General features: G+C 39.6%; 23 protein-coding genes. 7 read left to right on the top strand and 16 right to left on the bottom strand.

The window, feature by feature from the left end; genetic code table 11:
- Positions 1-68: 68 nt before the first annotated feature.
- From ACY3XC_RS16235 to ACY3XC_RS16255, 5 genes are all read right to left on the bottom strand, one after another.
- Complete coding sequence (locus ACY3XC_RS16235; RefSeq protein WP_464869464.1) at positions 69-413, bottom strand: ASCH domain-containing protein; 345 nt, start codon at positions 411-413, stop codon at positions 69-71.
- 69 nt (positions 414-482) lie between these two features.
- Positions 483-1,280, bottom strand: coding sequence for an ABC transporter permease subunit (locus tag ACY3XC_RS16240; RefSeq protein ID WP_464869465.1), 798 nt, complete (start codon positions 1,278-1,280; stop codon positions 483-485).
- Positions 1,281-1,300: 20 nt separating this feature from the next.
- The gene (locus ACY3XC_RS16245; protein WP_464869466.1) at positions 1,301-2,098 is read right to left on the bottom strand and encodes an ABC transporter permease subunit; all 798 of its coding nucleotides are present in this window, start codon (positions 2,096-2,098) and stop codon (positions 1,301-1,303) included.
- A 6-nt stretch (positions 2,099-2,104) separates the two neighbouring features.
- Positions 2,105-2,989: an ABC transporter ATP-binding protein gene (locus tag ACY3XC_RS16250; RefSeq protein WP_464869535.1), complete on the bottom strand. Its 885-nt coding sequence runs from the start codon at positions 2,987-2,989 to the stop codon at positions 2,105-2,107.
- A gap of 12 nt (positions 2,990-3,001) precedes the next feature.
- The gene (locus ACY3XC_RS16255; RefSeq protein WP_464869467.1) at positions 3,002-3,625 is read right to left on the bottom strand and encodes a TetR/AcrR family transcriptional regulator; all 624 of its coding nucleotides are present in this window, start codon (positions 3,623-3,625) and stop codon (positions 3,002-3,004) included.
- Positions 3,626-3,787: 162 nt separating this feature from the next.
- Between ACY3XC_RS16255 and ACY3XC_RS16260 the strand changes: the two genes are divergently transcribed.
- Positions 3,788-4,738, top strand: coding sequence for a nuclease-related domain-containing protein (locus tag ACY3XC_RS16260; protein WP_464869468.1), 951 nt, complete (start codon positions 3,788-3,790; stop codon positions 4,736-4,738).
- A gap of 8 nt (positions 4,739-4,746) precedes the next feature.
- Here the strand turns inward: ACY3XC_RS16260 and ACY3XC_RS16265 are convergent, their stop codons facing one another.
- On the bottom strand, positions 4,747-5,001 hold the full coding sequence (locus tag ACY3XC_RS16265; protein ID WP_464869469.1) for a hypothetical protein: 255 nt from the start codon (positions 4,999-5,001) through the stop codon (positions 4,747-4,749).
- Positions 5,002-5,048: 47 nt separating this feature from the next.
- On the opposite strand from ACY3XC_RS16265, the gene pepT reads away from it, so the two are divergent.
- Positions 5,049-6,275: a peptidase T gene (pepT, locus tag ACY3XC_RS16270; protein ID WP_464869470.1), complete on the top strand. Its 1,227-nt coding sequence runs from the start codon at positions 5,049-5,051 to the stop codon at positions 6,273-6,275.
- Positions 6,276-6,307: 32 nt separating this feature from the next.
- Here the strand turns inward: pepT and ACY3XC_RS16275 are convergent, their stop codons facing one another.
- A complete protein-coding gene (locus ACY3XC_RS16275) occupies positions 6,308-7,213 on the bottom strand; it encodes a LysR family transcriptional regulator (RefSeq protein WP_464869471.1) in 906 nt (301 codons plus the stop codon).
- 142 nt (positions 7,214-7,355) lie between these two features.
- Between ACY3XC_RS16275 and gdhA the strand changes: the two genes are divergently transcribed.
- On the top strand, positions 7,356-8,738 hold the full coding sequence (gene gdhA, locus ACY3XC_RS16280; protein WP_464869472.1) for an NADP-specific glutamate dehydrogenase: 1,383 nt from the start codon (positions 7,356-7,358) through the stop codon (positions 8,736-8,738).
- A 37-nt stretch (positions 8,739-8,775) separates the two neighbouring features.
- Here the strand turns inward: gdhA and ACY3XC_RS16285 are convergent, their stop codons facing one another.
- Positions 8,776-9,996: a dicarboxylate/amino acid:cation symporter gene (locus tag ACY3XC_RS16285; RefSeq protein WP_464869473.1), complete on the bottom strand. Its 1,221-nt coding sequence runs from the start codon at positions 9,994-9,996 to the stop codon at positions 8,776-8,778.
- 209 nt (positions 9,997-10,205) lie between these two features.
- On the opposite strand from ACY3XC_RS16285, the gene ACY3XC_RS16290 reads away from it, so the two are divergent.
- Positions 10,206-10,895 carry an urease accessory protein UreH domain-containing protein gene (locus tag ACY3XC_RS16290; RefSeq protein WP_464869474.1) on the top strand — a complete coding sequence of 230 codons (690 nt, stop codon included), beginning with the start codon at positions 10,206-10,208 and terminating at the stop codon, positions 10,893-10,895.
- A gap of 39 nt (positions 10,896-10,934) precedes the next feature.
- On the opposite strand, the gene ACY3XC_RS16295 is transcribed toward ACY3XC_RS16290, so the two are convergent.
- From ACY3XC_RS16295 to ACY3XC_RS16305, 3 genes are all read right to left on the bottom strand, one after another.
- A complete protein-coding gene (locus ACY3XC_RS16295) occupies positions 10,935-11,519 on the bottom strand; it encodes a hypothetical protein (RefSeq protein WP_464869475.1) in 585 nt (194 codons plus the stop codon).
- Positions 11,520-11,531: 12 nt separating this feature from the next.
- A complete protein-coding gene (locus tag ACY3XC_RS16300) occupies positions 11,532-12,710 on the bottom strand; it encodes an Alp7A family actin-like protein (protein ID WP_464869476.1) in 1,179 nt (392 codons plus the stop codon).
- A 338-nt stretch (positions 12,711-13,048) separates the two neighbouring features.
- Positions 13,049-13,510: a DUF3052 domain-containing protein gene (locus ACY3XC_RS16305; protein ID WP_464869477.1), complete on the bottom strand. Its 462-nt coding sequence runs from the start codon at positions 13,508-13,510 to the stop codon at positions 13,049-13,051.
- Between the two features lie 248 nt (positions 13,511-13,758).
- Between ACY3XC_RS16305 and ACY3XC_RS16310 the strand changes: the two genes are divergently transcribed.
- Together ACY3XC_RS16310 and ACY3XC_RS16315 are read left to right on the top strand one after the other, a co-directional pair.
- On the top strand, positions 13,759-15,594 hold the full coding sequence (locus ACY3XC_RS16310; protein WP_464869478.1) for a M6 family metalloprotease domain-containing protein: 1,836 nt from the start codon (positions 13,759-13,761) through the stop codon (positions 15,592-15,594).
- A 335-nt stretch (positions 15,595-15,929) separates the two neighbouring features.
- On the top strand, positions 15,930-18,305 hold the full coding sequence (locus ACY3XC_RS16315) for an immune inhibitor A domain-containing protein (protein ID WP_464869479.1): 2,376 nt from the start codon (positions 15,930-15,932) through the stop codon (positions 18,303-18,305).
- A gap of 133 nt (positions 18,306-18,438) precedes the next feature.
- On the opposite strand, the gene ACY3XC_RS16320 is transcribed toward ACY3XC_RS16315, so the two are convergent.
- Entirely contained in the window at positions 18,439-20,571 is a 2,133-nt protein-coding gene (locus ACY3XC_RS16320) for a peptidase M6 (RefSeq protein ID WP_464869480.1), read from the bottom strand.
- Positions 20,572-20,829: 258 nt separating this feature from the next.
- Here ACY3XC_RS16320 and ilvA point away from each other — a divergent pair, with 258 nt between their 5' ends.
- Entirely contained in the window at positions 20,830-22,059 is a 1,230-nt protein-coding gene (gene ilvA, locus ACY3XC_RS16325; protein WP_464869481.1) for a threonine ammonia-lyase, read from the top strand.
- A gap of 85 nt (positions 22,060-22,144) precedes the next feature.
- Here the strand turns inward: ilvA and ACY3XC_RS16330 are convergent, their stop codons facing one another.
- The 4 genes from ACY3XC_RS16330 to opp3b are packed head-to-tail and all read right to left on the bottom strand — an operon-like array spanning position 22,145 to position 26,232.
- Positions 22,145-23,074: an ABC transporter ATP-binding protein gene (locus ACY3XC_RS16330; RefSeq protein ID WP_464869482.1), complete on the bottom strand. Its 930-nt coding sequence runs from the start codon at positions 23,072-23,074 to the stop codon at positions 22,145-22,147.
- Positions 23,071-24,126, bottom strand: a complete 1,056-nt coding sequence (locus ACY3XC_RS16335; RefSeq protein ID WP_095247426.1) for an ABC transporter ATP-binding protein — start codon at positions 24,124-24,126, stop codon at positions 23,071-23,073. Before ACY3XC_RS16335 ends, ACY3XC_RS16330 begins: the two co-directional genes overlap by 4 nt.
- A 19-nt stretch (positions 24,127-24,145) precedes the next feature.
- The gene (gene opp3C, locus ACY3XC_RS16340) at positions 24,146-25,300 is read right to left on the bottom strand and encodes an oligopeptide ABC transporter permease (protein ID WP_464869483.1); all 1,155 of its coding nucleotides are present in this window, start codon (positions 25,298-25,300) and stop codon (positions 24,146-24,148) included.
- A 5-nt stretch (positions 25,301-25,305) separates the two neighbouring features.
- Positions 25,306-26,232, bottom strand: a complete 927-nt coding sequence (gene opp3b, locus ACY3XC_RS16345; protein WP_095247424.1) for an oligopeptide ABC transporter permease — start codon at positions 26,230-26,232, stop codon at positions 25,306-25,308.
- Positions 26,233-26,262 lie beyond the last annotated feature (30 nt).

Genomic DNA, 26,262 nt, shown 5'->3' on the forward strand with positions numbered 1-26,262 from the left:
AATCTTTTGAATAAAGATATTATAGCAAAAAAAAGTATGAGTCCTATGAAAAGAACTCATACTTTTACTTAATCTTCTAGAGGGCGAAACTCATGAACCCAAACGCGCATATGCGGAAGCCATGGCATTCCTGGGTGATAAGCAAGAATCGATTGCTTATATTCTTCAACCGTCGAGAAACCCTCACTGCGTGCGTCATCATCTGTCAGTTCACCTAAGCTTTGTGAGTAAACACGTTCTACGACAAATTTACGTCCTTCTAATGTCATGACTTCGCCTATATCTGCATATCTTCCATTTCGTCTTGTTGCCGTCTTCTTACCGGAAAGCACCAATTTCACATCACTTTCCATTGTCACTAAACGTTCAACTGAGCATGATTTTGGTGGTAGTGTAGTGTTTTCATTTTGCATATACTATTCCTCCTATTTCCATTTCGACTCCCCTATTTTACACTATCACCATATTATTAAAAAGCATACTCACACATTCAAATCTCTTTTTTTAAAAAATAAGAATGTCACCGCCGTAAGGACAGCAATTAGAATACTTGATAACAGTACAAAGATGAATTCAAACCCACCGCCGAACATTACATTTTTCGCTTCAAAGTATTTAAACGGAGTGAGGTATTTTAAGCCTTCTATCTTTTCATTCAAGTCAATCGCAACCGAGATGACATACGTAAGCAAAAGAACGCCGGTTGCTAAAGAAGCTGCACTTTTTGACTTCTTTTTAACAGCTGCAAGGGAACTGCCGATTACCATAAATAGGAGCTGTAAAATGAACATACCAGCCATTGTGATCGCAATATCCTTGGTAACCACTTCACCATTGCTGTATTTCCCCACCAATCCTACTGAAGAAACAAAGGTAACCAAATTCAAGATTAGGATATTTAAGAAAGCTGCCAGCAATTTTGCTATAATAACCCGATTTCTTGATACGGGTTTAACAAATAGAAACTCCGAGGTTTTGTCGCGTTCTTCCTTAGCAATTATCGTTGCCCCCAGCATCGCAGCATGAATGGTTGCCATTAAGAGCAAATAAATGAACAGCAACCCGTAATAACCAGTTGCGGTCGAAATATCAAAATCCCCTATACCTAGTACGGCAAGCATAGATTTTGGCATTCCCGCCAGCATTTCATTCATTGGCTGGCCAGAAGAAGCTAGACTCTCATATTTAACCATCCCTGATGCAACCATAAGAAAAACACCAATACTCCAAAAAACAAGCGATTTTCTATGTGACTTCATTTCTTTTAGAAATATATTCATTTCAACATCACCCCTCCTTATTAAACCGAATGAATATCCTTTTTTGCATAGATAAAGAAGCTAGCCCCAATCGCTGCAATAATAACCACTGCCCCGGTGATTAAAAAGGACGCCTCATAACTAGATTTTTCAATGATAAAAGCAGTATCAAAATATTTAAAAGGAGAAAGATATCGTTTCACTTCATCACCGGAAGTAGCACTAAACATCCCTAAAAAGTAAAAGGCAAAAACGGTTGCGAGCGAAATCGTCAACACAGATTTTATCTTAGGGACAATCACAGAAATGATGATCCCTATAGCTAAAAAAATCGCCTGTACGAAAAAGACCGTCAAAGAAAGGAGGATAAAAATACTCACGCTAAACTCCTCCGTTTTCACTTGTGAGGCTATGAATGTGGCCGCGGCTATATAAACAATATTGGTTAGAATAATTGAAATCAGTGCCGCCAATAATTTGTTAATCAAAACAGCGGTCCGCGTAACAGGCTTTGTTAGCAGGAAGTCAGCTGTTTTTTCGCGGACCTCCTTACTGACTATACTCGTTCCTAGATTCATAGCCTGAATCGCTCCGCAAAGCGTCACAAAGGTAAGCCCATAACAGTAGAATCCAAGAATCGAAAAGAAAGTATCGAGATTAATTCCGAATGCAGCTCTTAGCGCTGCTGGATACCCTTCAAGCAGCTTTGTAAACTCCTCCGTATCCTTTGTAAAAGAAGGGAAAAATGACATGAACAGCGCTACAATAGCAACTAATGATATCGTCCAAATAATCGTAGACTTTCGATAAGCCCTCAATTCATGCAACAAAATGTTCATCGTCTTTTATGCCTCCTTTTCGTAATAGTGCATAAAAATCTCTTCAAGGTCCGGCTCTTCAATCCATAGATTACTAATTTCAACGTCCGCTATTTTCCTCATGACTTCGTTAATATTCCCTTTAAATAGGAAGCTGGTAAGGTTGGCCTTGACCTCTAATTTATTCACACCTGCTAGGTTGAAGTAATTTGGATCCAGGGTTGATTTTGTTTCTATTTTAAACTTTTTATAAGTGTTTTCTTTCAAGGTACTTATCTTTTCAACAGTAACAATCTTGCCCTCTTTAATAATCGCAACCCGATTACATAAGCGCTGAACCTCAGTTAAAATATGAGAGGAAAACAGAATTGTCGCACCTTTTCTATTCTCTTCCTCGAGCAATTCAAAGAATTTCTGCTGCATGAGCGGGTCTAGTCCGCTAGTAGGTTCATCGAGAATAATCAGTTTCGGCTCGTGTAGCAGCCCCTGAACAATCCCGACCTTCTTTTTATTTCCCAGTGAAAGGTCATCAATTTTTTTCGTGAGATCTAAATCCATTATCTCAGCTAACTCTTTTATTCTCTTACTACAATCCTTTTTATAAAAACTAGCTGAATAGTTTAATAGATCCTTGACCTTCATATTGTCGTAATAGAAAACTTCTGATGGCAAATAGCCAATTTCCTTTTTGATTTCTGGAGCAAACTGGACGGTGTCTTTCCCAAAGATAGTCGCACTGCCGCTGGTGGGGTAAATGAGGGAGAGGAGAGTCCGAATCGTGGTCGATTTCCCTGCACCATTCGGACCGATAAAGCCAAAAATCTCACCTTCCTCGACAGAAAAGCTAATATCGCTGATTCCTCTTGCTTTGCCGTAAGTCTTTGTTAGATTCTTAATCTCAATCACATTCATCATCACTGCCCCCTATTTATAAAAGCATTTAATGAAAATCTCAAAATACTCTTCTGCTTCCAAAAAGACTTTTTCATAATCAATCCTGTGACCAGGGACCATCTTGGCCTTGAGGAGCTCGTCATCACTCATTTTTTCAAACGTCCATGAAATAATCTTTAAGATTTTCTGGACATCAACGTCATCCCTGAATTTAGAGAGGTCGATCCCATCATAAATAATTCCAATATTAACAGCGTTAAGTTCCTGTTTCTTTTTATCAAACTCTTCTTTTATTTCTGGGGAATCCTGCATAAAAGCCTCTTGGATAAACGTTAAGATATCTGGATATTGTGATTGCAAATCCATTTTTATCAGCACTGCCTGGCGAATTCTCTTAAAAAAATCTTTTTCGGTCAAATCAATTTTTTTATAAAATTCATCGGCAACCAAGTCGTAGCAATAGTCAAACAGGAAGAAAAACAACTGCTTTTTGTTCTTAAAATAATGAAAGAGAAGTCCCTTTGAAATGCCAGCCTCTTTAACCATTTCATTTGTCGAGGCGTTATCATACCCCTTTTGGGCAAATTCCTTAATTGCTGCGTTAATGATACGATCCTGTTTTTCAGAATCCAGGTTAAAAAACTTCGAAAACAAACTGGCAGCCCCCTTTCCATTTATCGTTGACCACTTCAGTCAATCACAGTTTACTCCCATTGACTCTTCTGGTCAATACTAGACAAGCTAAATTTTTTACAAATTTATGAAGTTCATATATTTAAGGGGAAGGATGTGCTAGGATACATGTGGAGGTGAAAAATGAAAGAACGTTCTGACTCTCTTACATTAAAGGGCTTGATTACTGCCCAAAGCAGGCTTTCCAAAACGCATCCAATGATTTCTACTCTTGCTTCAAAACAATCGAGTATTGAGGCAGGTATTGGAGGCGAGGAACAGGTTGCTGAAGTCCTTCAAAAGTACCGATTTCCATTCAAAAACAACATTTCCCACGATTTATCCCTTTCTTCAGATACCTACTTTCAAATGGACCATCTTTTCAAAACACCCCATTTTGGCCTTATTTTAGAAACCAAAAATATGGCAGGCAGTTTAGAATTCAGGGATAATCCACCCCAGCTTATTCAAAAGCGAGAAGACGGACAAATAAAGTATTACGAGAGTCCAGTCGTGCAATTAGAACGGAATATCGAGCTTATGTCGGCTTGGCTGTCACAGCGAAATATCGATTTTCCTCTTTATGGTGCCATTGTATTAGCCTATCCCAAGCAGCATGTGGAAATTCCACCTGTTCATACCAAGATATTATTCCCTAACCTGATTCCACCATTTATTAAAGGTCTTCCCCAGGAAGGAAAGGGGCTGGATCCTTCGGCGTTTCATAGACTTTCTAGGGAACTACTAAATAGCCATCAAACATATATACCAAAACCTATTTGTGAATCGTACCAAATTCCCTTAGACGATGTTCAACCTGGAGTGCGGTGTGTGGCCTGTGGGAAGATCGGGATGAAGAAATTACCACGGACCTGGCATTGTCCAACTTGTAATGTGAACAATCATCTGGCCCATCAGGGGACATTGGTTGAGTGGTTTTTGGTGGTGAAGAGGAGTATTACTAATCGGGAGTGCCGGGAGTTTTTGGGGGTGGATATACATACGGCAAAGCGAATTTTACTGAGTATGGATTTGATTACCTGTGGCAAATTTAGAGATAGGTCCTATAGGATGGATTTTTCTAAAAAAAGGTAATATTGCTCTTATCCGCCAGTGCTTCTCGCCATCCGCCAGTGTTTCTCGCCATCCGCCAGTGTTTCCGGCCATCCGCCAGTGTTTCCGGCCATCCGCCAGTGTTTCTCGCTATCCGCCAGTGTTTCTCGCCATCCGCCAGTGTTTCCGGCTATCCGCCAGTGTTTCTTGCTATCCGCCAGTGTTTCCCGCCACCCGCCAACATTCCACCCAAAAATACCTTTTTTCAGCAACCCCATTCCCCCATTTCCACCCGGCCCACTCATCATGCTATTATTAAGTGGTAAATTATTGAAAGGGGAGTGCTGCAAACGTGAAGAATGAGATTATTGAAAGGTTTACTTCCTATGTGAAGGTGGATACACAGTCGAATGAGAGCAATGAGAACTGTCCTTCGACACCAGGACAGCTCACATTAGCCAATATGCTGGTGGAGGAGTTAAAGTCAATCGGCATGCAAGAGGTAACAATCGACAATAACGGGTATGTGATGGCGACCTTGCCGTCCAATAGTGTTAAAGATGTGCCAACCATCGGGTTCCTGGCTCATGTCGATACAGCAACTGATTTCACGGGCACCAATGTTAACCCGCAGATCATTGAAAACTATGACGGTAACGATATCGCACTTAACCCAAACGTCACGATGTCAACGAAGGATTTTCCAGCACTGCCAAGCTACAAAGGACACACGCTGATCACAACAGACGGCACGACTCTGTTAGGTGCAGACAACAAAGCGGGGATTGCCGAAATCATGACCGCAATGGCTCATCTGATACAACATCCAGAAATCAAGCACGGTAAGGTCCGCGTTGCGTTCACGCCCGATGAGGAAATTGGCAGAGGTCCACATAAGTTTGACGTTGCGGCGTTCAATGCCAAGTATGCGTATACCGTAGATGGCGGTCCGCTTGGGGAGTTAGAATACGAAAGCTTCAATGCGGCGGCGGCAAAAATTACGATCAAGGGAACAAATATCCATCCAGGTTCTGCGAAGGACAAAATGGTAAATTCAATGAAGATTGCCATGGAATTACATAGCCAGCTGCCCGCATTGGAAGCACCTGAACATACGGAAGGTTATGAAGGGTTCTACCACCTGATTTCCTTTAACGGTGATGTCGAGCAAACGAAGATGTACTATATTATCCGAGATCATGACAAGGAAATATTCGAAGCTAGAAAAACCAGGATGCAGAACATTGTCAACCTGCTCAATGAAAGACATGGCAAGGATACCATTCTTCTAGAATTAAAAGACCAATATTACAATATGGGTGAAAAAATCAAACCGGTCATGGAGATTGTCGACATTGCGCAGCAGGCAATGGAGAACCTCGACATTAAGCCGCTGATCAAACCAATCCGCGGCGGTACAGATGGCTCACAGCTATCCTATATGGGATTGCCAACTCCAAATATTTTTACAGGCGGGGAAAACTTCCACGGAAAATATGAGTTTATTTCCGTTGATAACATGATTAAGGCAACAAACACAGTCATCGAAATTACGAAACTTTTTGAACAAAAAGCATAAAAGAAAGCCCAGCTGAAAAGTTGGGCTTTCTTTTACATTTGATATCGGTCTAATCTGGAAAAGAAATCCTTTAAGAAATCATAAAAGATCCTGACCGTAGGAAGCAGCTTACGTTCACTCGGGATAATTACTCCGACCGTACGGGTAACCTCAGGCTCAATAATCGGTATCTTAACGGTTGCCCTGGGAAACCCATCCACCAACGTAATTTCAGGAATTAAGGTGATTCCGAGACCTGCTGATACTAATCCTTTTATCGAGTCAGTATCCACGCCTTCAAAGGACACCTTTGGCTGGAAGCCAATCTGCTCACAAGCGCGAACGATGATTTCTCGTAATATGTACTCCTTTGGAAACAAGACAAAGGAATCCTCGCGCAGCTGGCCTAACTTTATCGCCTTTTGATTTGCTAAGGGATGAGTAACAGGCAAGAGCGCCACAATATTATCTGTAAATAATGTTGTCCCTAACACCTTCTTCTCCTGTTTGGGAACAGGGCCAATTAAAGCCATATCAAAATCACCATTAATAACACCCTCTATCAACTCATTATATGAACCTTGTTTTAGTTGAAATTTCACCTGAGGATAGCTTTCGCGAAAGGCTGAAATGGTTGTTGGCAGGGTATAAGATGCCAAGCTGCTTGGAAAACCGATTCGAATCGTACCTTTCATGGGGTCTAGGTATTCTTCAATTTCCCGTTGTGCCTCCTCAATCACCTTCATCGCTTGTTCCATATGTTCTAGAAACATTTGTCCGATCATCGTCAGTTTGACATTTCGTCCCTCGCGGATAAATAAATTCACGCCGAGTTCTGTTTCCAAATTGAAAATTTGCCTGCTAACAGCTGATTGTGCCACATGCAGAGCCAATGCTGCCTCCGTAACATGCTCTCGCTTGGCAACTTCCATAAAGTATTGAATTTGTCTTAATTCCAAAGAGTTCACCTCCATTCATCTCATTTCGAGATGAATGTTATCTATTATTAGCATTGTTAAGATTGTTATTTAATTATAAAATATTCCTTATTAATATTCTAATAATTTAAAAATCTAATTTTTCATTAAAGAGGTGGATAACGTGAAAACAATTGAACAGTTAAAACAAGATAATCAAAGTACAGCACTTCAATATGTGGATGAGGTGTTTAATTCAGTAATGTGCCGCAATCCATATGAATCTGAGTTTCAACAAGCCGTTAAGGAAATTTTTGACTCACTGATTCCTGTTTTTACAAAACACCCAAAATACATGGAGCAAAGTATTCTTGAAAGAATTGTAGAACCTGAAAGAGTCATTTCCTTCCGTGTTCCTTGGGTTGATGATAAAGGAAAAGTTCAAGTAAACCGCGGCTTCCGTGTGCAATTTAACAGTGCAATCGGACCTTATAAAGGCGGATTACGCTTCCACCCATCCGTGAATTTAAGCATTATTAAATTCCTTGGCTTCGAGCAAATCCTTAAGAATTCCCTTACTGGTCAGCCTATCGGCGGAGGCAAGGGTGGTTCTGACTTTGACCCTAAAGGAAAATCAGATGGCGAAATCATGCGCTTTACCCAAAGCTTCATGTCAGAGCTTTACCGTCATATTGGACCTGATGTCGATGTACCAGCAGGAGATATCGGCGTAGGCGCCCGTGAAATTGGATATATGTTTGGACAGTATAAAAAAATCCGCGGTGCCTATGAAGCAGGTGTGTTGACAGGTAAAGGACTTGGTTATGGCGGCAGTTTAGCACGTACAGAAGCCACTGGTTACGGGACTGTATACTTTGTACACGAAATGCTTGCTGACAAGGGCCTTAGCTTTGAAGGAAGTACGGTAGTCGTTTCTGGTTCAGGAAACGTTTCTATTTATGCGATTGAAAAAGCAACCCAATTAGGAGCAAAGGTCGTAGCCTGCAGCGATTCAAACGGATTTATCTATGATCCATCAGGCATCAAACTTGAAACCGTGAAACGAATTAAAGAAGTAGAACGTAAAAGAATCAGTGAATATGTTCTTGAGCATCCAGAAGCTCAATACTTCGAAGGCTGCTCAGGTATTTGGTCGATTCCATGTGATATCGCCTTACCTTGCGCAACTCAAAATGAAATTGACCATACAGCAGCTAAACTACTTGTTTCAAATGGCGTAAAAGCAGTTGGAGAAGGTGCGAATATGCCATCCACTCTTGAAGCGATTGAAGTATTTTTAGAAAGTGATATTTTATTTGCCCCAGGAAAAGCTGCAAATGCCGGCGGTGTAGCCGTATCTGCTCTAGAAATGGCGCAAAATAGCCAAAGATTATCATGGACTTTTGAAGAAGTTGATGCAAAATTACACCAAATTATGATCAACATCTATCGTAATAGTATGAATGCTGCCGAAGAATATGGCTACCCAGGCAACCTCGTTGTCGGCGCCAATATCGCAGGATTCTTAAAAGTAGCAGACGCAATGATTGCACAGGGTGTTATCTAAAAAACATAAGGGTGCTCCAAGATGGAGCACCCTTATGTTATGCCGTTTTTTTAAGCCAATTCTTGCCTTCAACCATCCTCGAAACCATCATCCCCGCAACATTATCGCCGCTTGCATTCAGCATCGTTGCAGGAGGGTCAATTAGCGTAGAAATCGCTGCGATAATTGGTAATGCCTCAGGAGGGAATCCAAATAGACTTAGGATTAACATTTCCCCAATCATACCGCCGCTCGGAATTGCCCCCATTACGGCTCCGACTAAAAGAGATACACTGATAATTAAGAAAAACGTTCCAATTCCTGTGTTATTCATATCAAAAATCCCAAACAGGAAGACAATTTTTAATACGCCGCCAAGAACAGACCCATCTTTGTGCAGGGCTGCTCCTAATGGAATCGTTGTATCACGAATATCCTGCTTGATTCCCATTCTTTTTGAAGCTTCTAAGTTAACAGGGATAGACGCAGCACTTGAGCAGGTGGCAAGCGCCGTAATCGAAGGGGCAAGCATATTGCTCCAAAACACCCGTATTCCTTTTCCCTTGCCTGCCATAAAGGCATAAATCGTAAAGGCAATAAAGAAGTAGACGATCGAAGCCACATAATAAGTAATACCTGCTTTGATATATGAGCCTAATAAAATCGGACCATACTGTCCCACCAGCGTTGCAAAATAAGCTCCAAGACCGACTGGCGCTACGTACATAATCAAGGATACGACCTTCATCATCACCTCAGAACCTGAGCTTAAAAAGCTGGTAAAAGGCTTACCGCGTTCACCAATGGATTGGGCAGCAAATCCAACCAAAATAGAAATCACAATGAGCGCCAGCATATTGCTCCTTGAAAACAATTCAACAAAGTCTGGTACAGTAAAGGTTTTAACGATTTGTGCGACCGGATTTAATTCCTCCGCCTCTTCTGGTTTAACCAGTTTTAAACTAACACCCTCACCAGGATTCACCAACTTTACGACAAAATACATATAAATCGCTGAAATAAGTCCTGTAAACAAGAAGGTTCCAAACATCCAGCTAATAATTTTCCCTAATCTTTTTGCACCATTCATCGTTGCGATCGAAGATGAAATGGTGAAGAATATCAGCGGAACGATAATCGTGAATAAAAGATTTAAAAAGACATCTCCAATCGGCTGTAGGATGACAGCGCCTTCTTTCATGACTAAACCTAAAATTGCGCCAAGCAAAATCGATAGCAATAGTATAATAGGAAAACGATAATTCTTAAATTTTTCCATACTTTTTCTCCTTTAGGCTGCTATTCAAGGAAAGTGTTTGTTCACGCTTTCACTTCCTATTATATGATTATAATTTTAAACCTACTGAATAGAAAGGATATTTTATACTAAAAGTCATTTAATGTTAAAGCCCCTTAAAATATTATTAAAATCCTTCTATGCTATAATAAACACAATTCTTATTTTCAAAAGTATAGGGGGGAGAATGGATGGAAATAGGTTTACTTTCCGTACTCGGTTTAGGGCTTGTGCTTGGGTTCAAACACGCCATTGAACCGGACCATGTTATTGCAGTATCAACTATCGCCAGCCAAAGTAAAAAGTTATTGCGATCGTCATTAGCCGGTGTGTATTGGGGAATAGGCCACACTGCAACATTATTTATTATCGGAATTATTCTCATACTCATGAAAGGTGAGATCCCGGAAAAGTGGGCAATGTCATTGGAGTTTTTAGTAGGAATTATGCTTGTTTATCTTGGGATTACTACGATTCGATCCTTTAAAAATATTCATCTGCATAATCATGTCCATTCTCATGATCATAGCGGCGTTCACGAGCATCATGACCAGCATAGAAAGGTCTCTTATCTAAAATCCATGTTTATTGGCCTCGTTCACGGTCTTGCTGGAAGCGGAGCCATGGTAGTTCTGACTATGAGTACAGTAAATAGCGCCTGGGAGGGTGCGATCTATATCCTTATATTTGGAGTGGGCACCGTCATAGGAATGCTCTTCTTTACTACCTTGATTGGGATTCCGTTTGTTTTTAGCGCAAAAAAGTTAAGCTTGAATAAAACCCTTACCCAGGTTACAGGAGTAATAAGTACTGTATTTGGTATTTACTACATGTATAACTTAGGCGTAACAGAAGGGTTATTTAAACTATGGATTCAGTAATGATAGAAAATGGGACCCTATTCATCGGGTCCCATTTCTCTATTTATTCATACTCGCCAGAAATCCGCCAAGCAGATCATCTAAATCAGGCTCTTCTTCAACCTTTTCTTCTTCCATTACTGGTTTCGCATTATCCCAATCAAATCCGCTCAGGTCATCATCCATATCACTTAAATCAATCGAAGCAGCGATTTCCTCTTCGGCGCTGTCATTTTCTCGATAAGAATGGATTTCAGGAACACTTTCCTCTTGAAGATATAATGCCTCATCAATGTCTAGTGAACGGCTATTTAAACTCGCAAGCAGGGAGGTAGACCTTACTGGGTCTGAAATTAACTGATAGATAATACTTCCCAATAACGCCTCTGAATGCTCGTGCTTCAACCAGTCACGCTGAGCCTTCGTAAGCTTTTTTGGCAACGGGACGTTAATCATCTCACGTTCTCTTGCATTAACGTTACTGACACCCTCCATCACAAACTCTGCAATCTTGCTGGAAAAATTTCTTCTTTCTGTTTCCTTTAACTTTTGCAGTTTCTTAACCAAATGGTCAGGTGTATCAGAAGGAATACGGAAGGAAATCGCCTGTCCCCGCTGAATTTCATGTGTTCCAGCCTTTTTCATATCATCACCCTATTAATTGGTAACAGGTTTTTTAGTTTGTTCAGCCTTTGGTTTTTCTGCCTTTTTAACAAAATCTTGAATCAGCTTATAATAGGCATTCGCCATCATCCAAATGCTTTCCTTTTCATCTTCAAAGAAATCAATATTAAAACCGTCGAGATTGTTATTTAATGTTTTAAGATAATCCTTTAAAACGGTAGCACCACCGCCGACAAAGTAGCAAATTTCTGTTTGAGAGTTCTTTGACCAAACATTTCGTAATAAACGATATTGCTTCTTAGCTAAATCTAGTAGAATGCGGTCAGTTATATCATGAACGCTTGTTCTGCTTCCTTTAACCATGATATGGTTACGGTCATTTTTCTTAGTGATAATTTCAACAACATCACGACGGCTGTCTAGTTCAACACCGTGCTTTGTTCTAATTTCTTCACGGATTGCTTCTAATGATTCTGAAACCCCGAGATTAAACCCTTGCGCCTTATCATCATCGACATTACGGTTTTTAATAACGGCGATATCTGTTGATAATCCCCCGATATCTTGAATAAGAATCCGCTTATCGATTAAGTCTTTATTAATAATTTTTGAGTTATTATCCATTACTAGGTTAATATAAGCAGCAAATCCTTCAGGATATACCTTAATTTCATCAAACTTGATATTTACCTTTAATCCTTGGTATTTAGGTGTGACAAGGAACTCAACTTGATGGACAGATCCAATTAACTTAGAACGATAGCCTGCGTCCTTGCCTTCCTTAACTTCACGAAGAGGGAGGCCAGTTCCTAGTGTGTAGTTCGCATCAATGACATTTTTCGTTTGACGGAAATTATTCTTATTTCCTTCCTTCACAGCGTCTAAAGCCAACGTAGTAAAGAGTAGAATTAACGTTTGATCTTCTTCAGACTTACTGCTGCCAGGATCTAATTCAGTACCATTGTTGCTTTTAGTTGCTAGATTTCCGACACGATAGATGGCGTTATTCTCCTTTAATGCAGGAGAGTGCACTTTTACATGAATCCCATCTAGTGGATTTTTATTATCTAATTCCTCTATACCAATAACAGGGCGGTCTTCCGTGTCCCTTGCGATAATATTTGGGATGTTAAGTTCATATTCTAATTCTCCAAAAATAGCCTTAATTGAATCATTTCCTACATCAATAGCTGCAATTCTAGTATTATTCAAAATTGTCATCCTTTCATTCTATTAATTTAGATGTTAATGAAGATATGTATATAACTTCTCTAGTATAAGAGTATAGAAGTTTACTAGATTCTTCAATATCCCAGACAAAAAGAAATGAAAGTGTAAAATTGTAAACAATACGTAATCGTTGTATACAATTGCGTTTACAACGATTACAAACCTGTACACATAGCTCTATATCAACATGTGTACAGGTTCGTGTACATGTATACATTTTTGTAAACACGATGTATACAACATCGTAAACAAGTGTACAGTTTCCGTAAACATGTATACGCATTCTGTATACAAAAAAATAGACCCCATGGGTAAGGGAGCTATTCCTTCTTCGTCCGTTTGATTCCTTCATCCGTTACAGCAAACTCTCGAACCATTTTCTTGATTTTTTCAGGCTTACGGAACCTTAATGCAGACCAATCATCGTCAATCGCAATTTGCCGTACTGGTTCATAGCCTTCTTCAGAGAGCATACCCATGACCGTTTCACGGCTGCAATCTGACCCTTTATAAGTCTTCGATGATTTCTTAGGGTAGCAGAGCCAAAATAAACCATCATCCTTTACATAGACAGCTGCCTTTTTAGCATTAGATTGAAGCTCTTCATTACTTGATCCAAACACCTGAACAAAATCATACATCGCAAGCCTTGCCTGTTGATGGACCTCCCCTTCAAAGGCAGCCTTAATATCATCATAAGACTTTGGGGCATTGATAACCAAAACCGTCTGTCCTTGATCCTTAAAATTCAACTTTTTTAATAAGGGAGCTGCTTCTGACATTAATAAAACCTTCCCCTCTTTCTATATACTCTCTATCCTAGTATATACAATCTTTCAGAACATTATAATAGTATCTTCTTCTTCCTATCTCTTAAGTCTATTAATCAAAAACTAAAATCGCAAAAAAATGCTAGAAATTAGGTATTTCGACTCCCTAAATATAAAGGGAAATTAGGTATTTTGTTTCTCTTATTTATCTGATAATTCTGATATATTATAATTCTTAAGTAATTTTAGGAGTGACGCTCATGTTAAAAGTACTATCAAAAACCGGTCTAACTCTAGCATTAGCTGGAAGTATTGTGGCAGCAGGTTTTCAGCCTACTGAAGCCCCATCCACAACAAAAAGTACATACTCTCTAAGTCCAGCAGATTTTGTTGGAGCTGCTCCAGAACTAGCTGCAAAAGCTAAGGAGCTCGGAGTCGACTTATCAAAGGTTGACCCTGCAGAGAAGGCTAATATAGGAACTAAATTCCAGGAGCCTGGGGACAATCATGTAGCATATAAAGAAGCAACAGGTGATGTACCTGTTCTAGTAATCCTCGCAAAATATAAGGATGGCGATGAGCCAGTCGGCGATTTACCTGGACAAGTTCCTGCTAAATACTATGAGGACTTAATCTTTGGAACAGAATATAACCCATATGAATTGGATTATTTTAAACAATATGCAACCTATAACGGAGTTACTGCACCAACAGATCGTACTATGCAAAATGCTTATAAAGAGTCTAGTAATGGAAAAATTAACCTGGTTCGCAACGAAAATACTGAATTCGCTTGGGTAGAACTTCCTGAAGGCGCTTCTTATTATTTAGACCAAGAAGGCACATATGCTGAGAACGGTAAATATGTACATGGCAATGTAAACGGCGATGCTCATACAGGTGAATTCGTTCGTGACCTATTAAAGGCTGCAGACGCTCAGGTAGACTTCTCAAAGTATGCTGAAAACGGTGAAGTTCCAAACATTTTCGTTGTACATGAAGGTACAGGGGCTGAGTGGAGCAGCGATCCTGCTCAATTCTGGTCTCATAAGTGGAATCTATTAAGTGCCCTTTATTATGGGAAATACTATGAAACTGGTAAACCAGCAGATGTACATGCTGGAATGAGCCAATCTGCTTGGATTGAAAAAACCTATGCTGACGATATGACCTATGATGGCGTAGTCGTGAACAATTACAATATTCAGCCGGCTATTGGCGGTAACGTTGCTGGATTTAATGCATCAACAGGCGGTTATGATGAGGCATCGAAAACAGGTCCATATCCTGCTCAAGCTGGGGTATACGCTCATGAGTTTGGACATGCTTTAGGACTGCCTGATTTTTATGACACTGCTTATAGTTCTGAGGGTGTTGGAAACTATTCAATGATGGCTGGCGGCTCTTGGATGCGCTATCCAGATAATGGTGCATATTCTGGTAACTCACCAACTCATTTTGATCCATTCTCAAAGGTTTTCCTAGGCTGGGCTGAACCTATTAATGTAACACCTGGGGATGGAGTACAAGAGATTACTTTACCAGCTATTAATAATGCTGAAGCAAACAATGGAATCGTAAAAATGGAAGTTCCTGGTTCGCATGGAACAGAGTACTTCTTATTTGAAAATGTCCAGCAGGATGGCTTTAATAAAGGATTAGTACGTCAAGGCGAGGATTCTCATGGATTATTAGCATGGCATGTCGATGAAAATATCATCAACCTATATCAAACGGCCGGCTTCCGCCCTAATAACGTTGAAAACTGGATGAACAAGCGCTTCCAGTATAACCAGTCACAAACAGCAAGCAACGGTACTGTTGTTACACACTACGGACTATCTGTCCTGCAGGCTGATGGACTATATGAGTTAGAAAAGAACCTAAATCGCGGTAACGCTGGAGACTTCTTCAAGACAGGCGCGAAGATCACTCCAAACTCTGCTAATGTCCATACTGGTTCCTACTACTTCTGGAAGGGCTATAGCGCTACTCCAGCAGACTCTGGAATTCATGTGACAGATATTAAAGAAAACGCTGATGGTTCTATCACTGCTAAATTCTATTATAATTTTAATGAAGGAACGAAAAAGTAATATTCCTATAAAAATCCGGGTCCATTGGGCTCGGGTTTTTTCTTGCTTTTCTCTTATTGAAAACCCTCCCATTTTACATTTCTAATGAATTTTTTGTAATAAAAACCCGTTAATCTACGAATACCGTTGTCGTATTTGATAGTATTTCTTCTATTTTTGTAATCAGTTATTTAAATATTTACAATACTCAAACTTAGCTATATCATCATATTACACTACTATATTATTAGGGACTCGAACCTTTTTATTAGTAGTAGAATCTTTTTTGTTAGGAGGGATCAATACATAAAGTTAACGGTTATTAAAAGAGGATAGATAAAAAAGGGAGGTTCTATATGAAGAAGAGAAAAATTTTATCCACAGCACTAACTGTGTCTTTAGGACTTGGGTTGTTTAATGTCGCTTCATTTTCGCCAAGTGTTAAGGCTAACGATTTATCTACTAAAATTACATCATCAGGCGCTCCAATCGACCTAGGAATTGCAAACGATGAGAGATTAATAGAAATGCTGAAAAAGAATGGCACTATTGCTAAAAATGCTACCCCAGCTGAGGCAGAAAAAGCATTGCAAAAGTTTTTACAAGCAAAAAGCAAATCTACCAAGACACTAGATCAGTTACCAGCAGGGCTTGGAAAGATGAAGAAAAGTGAAAAGGCAGAATCTACAGGTCTTAAGAATGGCAAGGGGAATAAATTAGGACAAGCCAAGAAGAATACGGTAGATTCCGTTGAAAAAGAAGCCTATGGTGAAGAGGTTCGCACTGATAAGGTCCTTGTTCTTAAAATTGACTTCCCAGATTATGAAAACAACTCGATTACTAAAGAAGAAACAAACATGTGGTATGAAGATTATACTGATGAACACTTCCAAAATATGATTTTTGGTGATGAGGGACATGTTGGTCCTAATGGAGAAGACCTCATTTCAATGAAGCAGTACTATGAACAACAATCCGGAGGCAGCTATTCGGTTGAAGGTAATGTAGCTGGTTGGTACACAGCGGATCACCCTGCAGCCTATTATGGCGGAAATGTTCCTGCTCCAGATGGCAGTGACGCACGTCCACGGACCCTAGTATATGAAGCACTTAAAAAGGCCGCTGCCGATCCAAATATTAATTTAGGAGATTATGATAAGTGGGATCGCGATGACTTGGATGGAGATGGAATCCACGCTGAGGCTGATGGCGTAATTGACCACTTAATGGTTATCCATGCTGGCGTTGGTGAAGAAGCAGGCGGTGGAAGCTTGGGTGGAGACGCAATTTGGTCCCACCGTTGGAATCTTGGAGGTTATGTTTTAGTGCCTGGTGAAGTTTCCGATAGTAATAATTTCGGTGGTAATCGTTTAACAGCATTAGATTATACCATTGAACCTGAAGACGGTGCTGCTGGAGTATTTGCCCATGAATTTGGTCATGACTTAGGTCTTCCTGATGAATATGATACCCAGTATACTGGTACTGGTGAAGCAGTAGCCTATTGGTCCATTATGGCTAGTGGTAGCTGGGCAGGTGCGGTTGGAGGAACAGAGCCGACTGGATTCAGTCCATTTGCAAAGGAAATGCTTCAAAATATACATGGTGGTAACTGGTTAAGTGGAACCACACTACATGCAGATGATATTACAAGTACTGGTGAGACTGTTCTTCTTGATGAAGCTGTAACCAAAGGCAAAAATAATGATGCAGTAAGAATAGATTTACCTGGAAAATTAAAAGTATTGAATACTCCAACAGGGGAATTCGAATACTATGGCGGCAAAGGCGATGAAGTTGACCATAAAATGGTTGCAACCGTTGACTTAACAGGTGCTACTATCGCAACACTTGATTTTGATGCTTGGTATGATATTGAAAAAGATTGGGATTTTGCAATGGTGCAAATCTCAAAAGATGGTGGGACTACTTGGGAGTCTTTATCAACTACAAGAACTACCGATGTCATTCATCCTGATGGATATCCTGCCATCAAAGAAAACCTGCCAGGTTACACTGGTTCAAGTAATGGCTGGGTTCATGAAACAATGGATTTAAGTGCATATGCTGGACAAGAAATTCAACTTCAATTCCGTTCAATGTCTGACTGGGCAACCAATTTAGATGGCTTTTTTACTGACAATGTAAAAGTAACAGCTGATGGGGCTGAAGTATTCTTTGATGGCGCTGAAGGAGAACCTAAATTTACTTTAGATGGCTTTGAAAAGCATGATGGTAAATCTTCAACTAACCACTATTACCTATTGGAATGGAGATCACACAACGGTATTGATGAAGGCTTAAAGAACATCCGCCGTGGTGCAAGCTTAATGAGCTATGATCCTGGTTTAGTCGTATGGTATGTCGATGAGTCTTATGATAACAACTGGACTGGAACACACCCTGGTGATGGTTTCCTAGGTGTTGTCGATGCTGATCAGCATACAAATTACTGGAGCAATAAAGCAGTTGGGTCAACTCGCTATCAGCTTAATGATGCTGCATTTAGTTTAAACAAATCTAGCAAAATGTTCCTAGATTATAAGGATCTATTAGGCACTTCCCTTACAGATAACTTTACTCAACGTACTCCGTTATTTGACGACAGTGCTGACTACAGTAATGCTGGTATGGTTGACGCTGGCCGTAACGTACCAAACTACGGATTAAAATTCCGTGTTGTTGGTGAAAGTGCAGATGGTACTGTTGGTAAGGTATTAATTTTTAAGTAAACACGTAACATGCATAAAAAGATGGCTCTGAAATTTTCCAGAGCCATTTTTTTATGAATTCCCCTTCTCTTAATGAAAAAAGACAGTTAATGACTATGTTACTAGTCATTAACCGATCTTTAGCCTTTTTACATTACTTCTTCTTTGGTGATTTCTCTTTCAAGTTTATTTCATACGTAAAATCTACTGGATTTTTGTCTCCTGCAGGAGCAGCATAAGATGTAATCATATAGTTCTTACCATCTTTGAATAACTGTCTTAGAGTTAATGCATCCTCTTCTGTTACGTTGAATGGATCGACTGTGATTACCTTGTAGTTTGTTTTCGCACCCTTTTTATTACCAACTTCTTTTTCATTGATAAATGTTACGGTGTATTTAACATATTGACCAGCTAATTCCTGGAACGATTTAAAATCATCAGTTGAACTTCCATCGTTGCTAAAGCCAATTTCAGGAATTTCAATATTATCGACATACCAGCCGCCATCAGTATGACCCCAGTCTGTTAAGTATCGGAAGGAAACCAACACCGCTTGCCCTGCATATTCACTTAAATCAAACGATTCCTCTTGCCAGGTTTTTAAATTTCCAGTAAAACCAGGGACGTTTTCCTTAATTTTTGGATAACCCTCTTCAACAACATCACTGCGTGTATTTCCATTAGCTAAGCTTTTCCAAGTCTCACCACCATCAGTTGATACTTGAACCACTCCGAAATCCCATTGCTCTTCGATATCAAGATAATTGTCAAAATTTAATGTTGCGGATTCTACAGCAGTTAAGTCAGCTTCTAAGACTATGGCATTATCAGCCTCGTCCCCCTGGTTACCCCATAATACCTTGTTTGTTGCATCTGTTGGGTCTGCAACAGATTGCCATGGGGATGCTAAGAAATCAACACCATCAAATGATATACTTCTTATTTTATCCTGGAAATCTAATTCTTTAAAATCCCCGCCCCATGCTGGAACGCCTTCTTTTTCAAATGTTACCGCTTTTTCAAAATCCACGGTTTTTCCTCGTTTTGTACCTTCTTTGTCAACAACAAGGTTACGAAGATCAATACTATCAAAATTATATACCCCATTACCAACTCGATCAGAATCTAGTGTTAATGCAGTAATAAAGTTTTGGTAAAGTTGTGTAAAGTCTAGGCTAGAACCATGTGCTTTTAAAATTTCGTTAACACTGTTCATGCCTTGTGTTTCGCTAAGTGCTAAGTCACGAATAAATTCACGACCAAATTTGTCATTCATATATAACGTAAATAGGTAAACTTGACCATAGTCAGCAATTGTTTCTGGACCAGTTGTTGCTCCTTGGTGTTCATCCCAATTCACTAGTGAGTTCTCTGGATGATCTAAGTAAAAGTTAATTGAGCTGTCGTCATGACCATATCCTCCAAGATATTCAGAGAAAGTTGACATACCTTCATTTAACCAAGTTTCTTCCGCACCATCATTGTCAGCATGGATTAAATGCTGTAACTCATGGATGGTAGTTCCAAAGAATGTAGACTCCAAGCGAGTTTCCCAGCTATTTGTATCGATGGTAATGATATTTCTATTAATATAGTTTTCTAGTGTTTGCCAGAAGAAACCAGCAACGAAGAATGGATAAGATGGATTGGTGTAACCTTCATCGATAATGTTATCTACTAGCATGATTACTTTGTCGCTGCCTTCATAGTATCCTTCTGGAAGTCCGACCATACCAGGTAAAGGAGATTGGGATCCATCAAGAGCATCAGGTGTTCCAAAGAACTCAGTGGCCTTTGGATAAATATTACTATCAAACTCATCACGTAGTTTATCAACTTGTTCCTGCGTTACAACATGTGCCGGGCGTTCATCTGGAAAGGATAGGTCCTCCGCTACCCAAATTTCAACATTTTCTCCGACACTGCGAAGAGTAAATTCTTTAAAGGCTAAATTCCTATTTAAAAAGAGCTTAGTCCCACCATCATATGTAAAATTTTTATCAGCAGTTGGATTTTCTGATGCTGCTTGACCATCACCATCAAAATTAATTTTTGCCGCTTGTTCTTTCATTCTCTTTTCAGCTTGTTTGAGATATGTAGAATCATTAGTTAGTTGATTTAACTGACCATCAATATCTACTCGATCTCCATAACGCTCTACATCCCATTTTGGTGCTGTAGCTTCAGCTGCAGATGCCTTTGAGTCATTAGCTGATAATGGAGCAAAAAGTGATAGAGCTAATGCACTAGTTGATAGGATTGATAATAACTTTCTCTTTTTCAACTTCTGGTTCCTCCCTTTTATCTCTATTTGTTTTCCAAATAATAGTAACATAGTGAATTTTTAGAATATATAGTTAATAGGACACAAACAAGTATTCCTAAAGTTCGAATTTCACTATATTTTCCCATGTTTCCTTTTACCCAAAAAACAAGTAATTTTACTGATACTACTCATACAAAAGCACCAAACTTTTATATAAGAATTATTTCCCGGAAATATTTCATAGTTTATTTTCAAAAGCACATCCTAAGGAAAAGAATGACAACAGGAGGAAGAAATGTGAATGTAGATGACATAATTATTGCACGAGAGAAGATGAAGGGAGTGGTCCATACGACGCCGCTGGACTATTCTAAAACCTTTAGTCAGCTCGCTCATAACGAGGTATATTTAAAGCTCGAGAACCTTCAAAAAACGGGCTCTTTTAAGGCTAGAGGGTCTTATAATAAGTTAATATCCCTTTCACCGGAAGAGCTTCAAAAAGGGGTTGTGGCGGCCTCTGCGGGCAACCATGCGCAAGGAGTAGCTTACTCTAGTCAAATGCTTGGCATTAACTGTACGATTGTCATGCCAAAGGGTGCACCTCTTAGTAAGGTGTTAGCTACCAAGCAATATGGTGCAGAGGTACTTTTAGAGGGGGCTACATTTGATGATGCACTAGCCTTTGCTTTAGAGCTTAAAGAGCAAAGGGATGCTGCCTTTATCCATGCCTTTGATGATGATGCCATCATCGCTGGACAAGGAACGGTTGGGTTGGAGATACTCGACCAGCTTCCCGATGTAGAAGCTATTATTTGCCCCGTAGGAGGAGGCGGGCTGATTGCAGGAGTTGCAATGGCAGTGAAGGAGAAAAACCCTCATATCGCTGTGTATGGCGTCCAGGCACTGGCCTGTCCTAGTATGAAACAGTCGTTACTTGAAAACAAACCTGTTATGGTAGAATCAACACCCACGATGGCAGATGGAATCGCTGTTAAAAAGCCTGGACTGAGATCCTTTGACATCGTCCAAAAATATGTCGATGATATTTATTGTGTCGATGAAATGGAAATTGCTAGAACGATGCTAATGGTTTTAGAAAGAAATAAGTTGTTAGTGGAAGGGTCCGGTGCTTGTTCCCTCTCAGCCCTACTATATGAAAAAGTAAAGTTGAAGGAAAAGAAGGTTGTGGCCGTTTTAAGCGGCGGAAATGTTGATATGAATTTTATTTCAAGGGTCATCGAACGAGGATTAGTGGAATCAGGACGGTATGCTGTTTTTACAATCACCTTAAAGGACAAACCTGGAGAACTTCAAAAGGTGCTTAGCGCTCTAACCGATTTAGATGCTAATATTCAATCCGTAAATCTCAATCACATGGGCAAGAATATTTATCCAGGTTATGCCGGTCTGGAAATTTCCGTAGAAACAAAGAATAAAGAACATATCGACATGCTATATAAAGTCCTTAAAGAAAAAAACTACATAGTAGAAATGAATCATTTCTAATTCCATAAGAATTTCACACAAAAAATCCTTACTTTTTTATAAGTAAGGATTTTTTAGCAGCAGTATTCTCATGATTCTATTCATTTTACTTTTGCTCATTTTGGTATCTTTCAAATTCCTTTGCCGTACAACGTACGAAGTGTCCTGGAACAACTTCTCTAAGTTCAAACTCACCATTTGCATCATGTACAGCAGGATCATAACTAATACGCTTACGAGCGCGCTCATACCTTGGATCCGGCAGCGGAATTGCTGATAACAATGATTTTGTATAAGGATGAATAGGATTATTGTATAATTCATCACTATCAGCTAGTTCAACTAGATTCCCCATATACATAACGCCAATACGGTCAGAGATATATTTAACCATGGAAAGGTCATGGGCAATAAACAAGTACGTTAATCCACGTTCTTTTTGCAGTTTCTTAAGCAAATTAACTACCTGTGCCTGTATGGATACATCCAATGCAGAGATAGGTTCATCGGCAATTATAAACTCAGGGTCAACAGCAAGCGCTCTAGCAATACCAATACGCTGTCTTTGACCGCCGCTAAATTCATGTGGAAAACGAGTAGCATGCTCTCTATTTAAACCAACCGATTCTAATAATTCTTCAACCTTTTGTTTACGTTCAGCCTCATTCTTTACGAGTTTATGAACATCTAGTCCCTCCGCAATAATATCCAAAACGGTCATACGTGGATTTAAGGAAGAAGAAGGGTCTTGGAAAATCATTTGCATTTTGCGGTTAAATTTAAGCAGTTCAGATTTATTCTTTTTCCCGTGAACATCTTCACCATTAAATTTAACTTCTCCGCCTGTTGCATCGTAAAGTCTGATGATGGTTCTGCCTGTTGTAGACTTTCCACAGCCAGACTCCCCAACTAGACCAAAGGTTTCACCTTTGAATATATCAAAGCTAACACCATCAACAGCCTTGATTGTATTCTTTTTACCAACGGCAAAATGTTTTTGTAAATTTTTTACTTCAAGTAATTTCTCTCTTGTCACCGTTTTCCACCGCCCTTAGTACCTGTTTGAGCAAAACCTTGCATCCTGTGCTTAACGGCATCAGGCGGCTCAATTTTAGGCGCATCTGGATGCAGCAGCCAGGTTGCCGCATAATGTGTGTCTGAAACCTTAAACATAGGCGGTTCCATTACTGTATCAATTTCTAAAGCAAATTGATTTCTTGGAGCAAACGCATCTCCTACAGGAGGGGTAAGCATGTTTGGCGGGCTTCCAGGAATAGCAAAAAGCTCTTCATCTGAACTATCCAATGTTGGCATAGAGCCTATCAATCCCCAAGTATAAGGGTGCTTTGGATTGTAGAAAATATCATCTACTGTCCCAATTTCAACGATTTTTCCAGCATACATGACGGCAACACGGTCTGCAACGTTTGCTACGACACCAAGGTCATGCGTGATAAAAATAATCGCACTATCAGTTTTTTGTTGAATACTCTTCATCAATTCTAAGATTTGAGCTTGAATGGTTACGTCAAGAGCAGTAGTTGGTTCATCTGCAATTAAGATTTTTGGATTACATGCTAATGCAATCGCTACCACCACACGTTGACGCATACCGCCAGAGAATTGGTGAGGATATTGATTAATACGTACATCCGGTCTTGGAATACCAACAAGAGTTAGAAGTTCAAGAGCCGTTTTTCTAGCCTCTGTTTTGCTCATATTCTGGTGCTTCATCAAACCTTCCATGATTTGATAACCAATTTTCATAGTCGGGTTAAGAGACGACATTGGATCTTGGAAGACCATAGAGATGTCTTTTCCACGAATCTTCTGCATTTCTTTGCTTGTTTTTTTAGCAAGGTCTACTCCCTCGAGGAGGATTTGCCCTTCTTTAATATAGCCATGCGGCTCTGGAAGAAGTCTCATAATCGCATTTGAGGTTACTGACTTACCTGAACCAGATTCACCTACGATCGCTAACGTTTCACCTTTATTTAAATCAAAGGTAACACCTCGTACAGCATGCACTTCACCATTGTAGGTGTTAAATGATACTTTTAAATCTTTGACTTCCAATAATTTACTCATTTATTAAACACCTACCTTCTTATTTATGCATTTTCGGATCGAATGCATCTCTCAAACCATCACCAACGATATTAAATGCAATCATAAGAACAGATATTACAATTGCCGGGAACACAAGCATGTATGGATAAAGTCTGAGGTTATCAAACCCAAGGTCAATTAAAGAACCAAGTGAAGCATCTGGAGGAACAATACCTAATCCGATAAAGCTTAAGAATGCTTCAAAAAAGATTGCACCTGGAACAGAAAACATTGTGTTAATAATGATAATACCACTGATATTTGGAACCAAGTGTTTTCTAATAATAGTACCATTTGATGTTCCTAAAGTTCTTGAAGCTAAAACAAACTCTTGATTTTTCAACTTTAGTACTTCACCACGGACAATCCGCGACATACCAATCCAGCCTGTTATTGACAAAGCAATAACAATCGATATAATACCTGGTTTAAGAACAAGCATCATTAAGAGGATAATGACCAAGTTAGGAATACCAACTAATATCTCGGCAATTCGCTGCATGATATTATCAACTCTTCCACCATAAAATGCAGAAATCCCACCATAAGAAACTCCAATGGCAAGGTCAAGAAGTGCAGCAACAAAAGCGATGATTAAAGAAACCCTTGTACCTTCCCAAAGCCTTGTCCATTGGTCACGCCCTAAGGCGTCACTGCCAAACCAGAAATAGGTGTCTTTCATATCTTTCGCTTCATAAATACGATAGGTAGCTTTCACTTCAGCAGAATTTCTAGTGCCGTCACCTTTATTAATGACTTCAAGGTCAATAAACTCTTCTTTATTATCAAATCTTGCATTTGCCTTGGCCGTTGCCTGCTGAACATCTTTACCTTGGAACGTTCCAGATAAAGTACCATTCATACCAAGCCAAGAGACATTCTCCAAAACCGGTACACGTGGAGGCATTTTTGCCCTGTTTAAATTCTGTTCATCGGAACCATAATTGTTCATCCACGGACCGACAATACTCATGATGATAATAAACAGGATAAGAATCATGCTGAAAACAGCAGGTTTATTATTGAAAAGGGTTCTTTTCGCATCCTGAAAAAACGTTCTGCTGGGAGCTGAAATCTTATCGCTCGTATCCTCTTTACGAACAAGAGGGACAAATAAATCTTTTGGTATATTATTTAGGTTATTTTTATCCATTTTACTTATTTCCCCCCTGCTAGTCTTATCCTAGGATCAATTAATCCGTATAGGAGGTCAATGATTAAGATAATCACAATAAAGCCAAACGCAAATAACAATGTTGTACCCATAATGGTTGGGTAGTCATTTACCATTACAGATGTAACGAATTGCTCACCAATACCAGGAATCGCAAAAATTTGCTCAATAACCATTGAGCCTGTCATCAAACCAACTGCCATTGGACCCAATACTGTAATTAACGGGATAAGTGCATTACGCAATCCATGTTTTAAAATAATTCCAGATTCAGCAACACCTTTAGCACGTGCAGTTATGATGTAATTAGAATGTAACACTTCTACCATTTCTGTTCTTGTAAAACGAGCAGCTGTTGCCATCGGGTGAATGGCCAAAGCGATCGTTGGCAAAATGGTATGTGCAGGTGTGCCCCAAAGAGCAACCGGGAACCAGCCTAATTTTACTGCAAAAACATATTGTAATAATCCTGCAAATACAAACGAAGGTATCGAGGTTCCGATAACCGCAATGATTGTGGATGAAAAGTCAATCGGACTATTTCGGAAGATTGAGGCCATTAATCCAAGGAATATTCCCAAGATAGAGCCTATCACTAATGCCTGAAAACCTAATAGTGCAGATGGCCCGATTCTATCAAACAAGATTGTTGTTACCGGTGTATTATCAAATTTAAAGGATACACCCAAATCACCTTTTACAAGTCCGCCAAGATATTTGGCGTACTGAACAGGTATTGGATCATTCAATCCATACTTTTCTAAAATAATTTCCTTTTGTTCTTCAGTCAATTTATCTTCTGCCTGTAACGGGCTCCCCGGCAAGATTTTCATAAGAAAAAACGAGAATGTCGCAATAATAAATAGTGTTATTAGCATATACCATACGCGACGGAGTAAATATCGAGTCATGTTTGCACCTCCTAAATTTCTCTTTATTAT

Source organism: Bacillus sp. CZDM1 (genome assembly GCF_055502545.1).